The organism is Phocaeicola paurosaccharolyticus JCM 15092, from assembly GCF_000613805.1.
GTDB classification, from domain to species: Bacteria; Bacteroidota; Bacteroidia; order Bacteroidales; family Bacteroidaceae; genus Phocaeicola; species Phocaeicola paurosaccharolyticus.
Window position 1 is genome coordinate 1 of sequence record NZ_BAJR01000068.1, and the last position, 2491, is coordinate 2491.

Annotated in this window: 3 protein-coding genes; all 3 read right to left on the reverse strand. The window is 32.8% G+C overall.

The annotated features are described in order from the left end of the window. Positions 1 to 298: 298 nt before the first annotated feature. Entirely contained in the window at positions 299 to 1066 is a 768-nt protein-coding gene (locus JCM15092_RS16355; protein WP_024995206.1) for a transposase, read from the reverse strand. A 38-nt stretch (positions 1067 to 1104) separates the two neighbouring features. Further along, positions 1105 to 1677, reverse strand: a complete 573-nt coding sequence (locus tag JCM15092_RS16360; protein ID WP_024995207.1) for an IS110 family transposase — start codon at positions 1675 to 1677, stop codon at positions 1105 to 1107. A 245-nt stretch (positions 1678 to 1922) separates the two neighbouring features. Next, a complete protein-coding gene (locus JCM15092_RS14150; RefSeq protein ID WP_024995208.1) occupies positions 1923 to 2279 on the reverse strand; it encodes an ISAon1 family transposase N-terminal region protein in 357 nt (118 codons plus the stop codon). Positions 2280 to 2491: the final 212 nt, after the last annotated feature.

A 2491-nucleotide genomic window follows, 5' to 3' on the forward strand; every position in this document is an offset into this window, starting at 1 on the left:
TTAAAGATAGATATATTGTTCAATATAACTTTTGATTTTAACTCAAGAGGGCTTTCACTTTAATTGTTAGTATCCTCTCCTAACTATATTCAACGTGACAATGAACCCATAGTACATACCTTTGTAATCATTTACTTACAAAAGTTTTATTATAAGGCTACTAAAAAGTCTCCTTACTCCTTTTTGAGTAAGGAGACTTTTTATTTTATTTTATTACACCAAGTTCTTTCCCAACTTCCATAGAACGGTTTTATAACAATCAAATAATCAATCAATTACCAAATCACGTCATGATTTATTAACTTGCTTCTGAATATTTTCTGTTTAGTTTATCCAATGCTTTCTCTAATCTATCCATTTTAATCTTTATCAATTTCTTTTCATCAACTCCGACTTTCTGCGGATCATATTCCACTTTCTTTTTTATAATAGTAAAAAATATTCTTGCAATCTTATGTGCTGTTGCTACGTTAGCTTGCAAACCTACACTCTTTGCTTTCATTCTTCTATAGTAATTACCCATTTCACCTTTGTCACGAGCTAATGGTGAAGCTGCAATTCTAAATATTTGTCCAACAGGATTTTTTCTTTTGGATAATCTGCTTGATAATATTTTACCTCCTGATATTTTATTATTAGGTACTAGATTACACCAACTACAAAAATTGTCAACTGTTTCAAATTTTTCAGTAAAATCATGTCCAAGTTTACCTATTAACTGCATTACCGCACTATCTTTTAGTTCTGGAATATTGAATACATTTACTCCCCATAGAGAATAAGCATATTGCTCAACATCAAATTTTGGTGCATTCTTTGAACGTGAGCTTTTTTTTCTTTTGCACCTTGACAACATAGAATCGTCAAAAATATCTATCACAGACTGATACTCTTTCAGGAAATCTTGTATGGCAATATCACATTCTTTTATCTGCATCAAAATAAAATCATATGATTTTAAACTTTGCCCAAGAAGAAAAAGAAGATTCTCGTTCCAAGTGCCTTCTAGCGAACGTGAAATTATTTCTTTATCTGCCTTGCAGCTACGATGTGCAAGTGAAGCCAAATATTCAGAATCTCTTTCCCCTCTAAGAATGGCTTCTATTATTGTACGACAGACAATCCCGTGATATCTGCAATGACTGTTGATAGCTTGATATTCATCAGTTCCATAGATTTTTGCATATATTGTATATGCCTGCCAGCTTCTTGAAGAAGATTATTCCGTTGCCTGGAAATGTTACGAATTTTACGTGCGGAATTATCAGGCTGAAAACATGTTTTTAATAATCCATAGCGATGTAATAGCATCAACCATTCAGCATCAGCATAATCGGTTTTGTGACCTGATATATTCTTAACATCACGAGGATTTGCTAGCAGTACATCAATTCCAGAATCTTTCAATTTAAGGAACAGAGGAAGAAAATAAATACCGGTAGCTTCCATTGCCACAGTGTTGATGTGACAAACTTTAAGCCATTCTACAATATTATTAAGATCATCTGTAAAACAGCCGAACCGTTGATTATTATCATCATCACGGTCTTCAGGAACACATACCTGCATCTCAGTATCTGCTATATCAATTCTTGCAGCATCAGGATTAACAATTGCAAGTTTATTACCATCATGTGACTTGATAAGTTTCGCCTTTCTCGATTTAACTCTTGCCATACATTCATATATTTAGGATATAACATAAAATGCAAGTCTGCGGTCAAACGAAATTTTGTATTCTTCCATACGACATCCAACTGTCATTTTTTATTTCACAGACCTACAGCATCATACTTTTAATTGGATTAAGTATTCCGATTTTTCTCTGATGTACTTACTTGCTTATGGCAAAAGTAATTCTATTATAAAATTTAACGTGGTTTATGTAAATCATAAACCACGTTAAACCGTTCCTTTATTTATTATTCGCATCTATGGGAGTATACTTTTAAAAAAGGCGCAAATTCAGAAGAGATTTGCGTGCTTTCAGCCATATGTTTCCAATTTCTGGAAACATATTTATTCTGTGTATGATTGAACCAGCGACGTTTCTTTATGTATAGGATACAACTGCGGCTTCTCATTGGGTAATCATACATGCGTACTTCCTCATAGAACCCTTTACTTTCCGGTTTGTCGTTTTTATATTCTTCAGGAGGATTATTTTTCTCTTCGAAATATATTTCAACTTTGTCGGTAAACTCATTAAATTGGACCATCTCGAAGTAGTCAAACATGCCATCAGGAAAGATAAAGCGAAGGAAAGTATCGTAATTCATATATCTTTTTGGTGCAAAGATAGCATATTAAGAATTAAGCCCCCTCAGAATTTCGGTATGATCCATTATTCTTCATAAAATAAATAATAACCATTTTAAATAAAAATTAATTTTTTATAGTGTTTTACGTAGAAAATGTGTATGTTTGGTTTGTTGCTCAGGAACTTGGGACTGAAAGGACATGCCACAATCATATAAATTGGGGATGGGAT

Bases quoted from the DNA above. Each gene is read 5' to 3' on its own strand.
- JCM15092_RS14150 (WP_024995208.1), bottom strand. From the start codon at position 2,279: ATGAATTACGATACTTTCCTTCGCTTTATCTTTCCTGATGGCATGTTT.
- JCM15092_RS16360 (WP_024995207.1), bottom strand. From the start codon at position 1,677: ATGGCAAGAGTTAAATCGAGAAAGGCGAAACTTATCAAGTCACATGAT.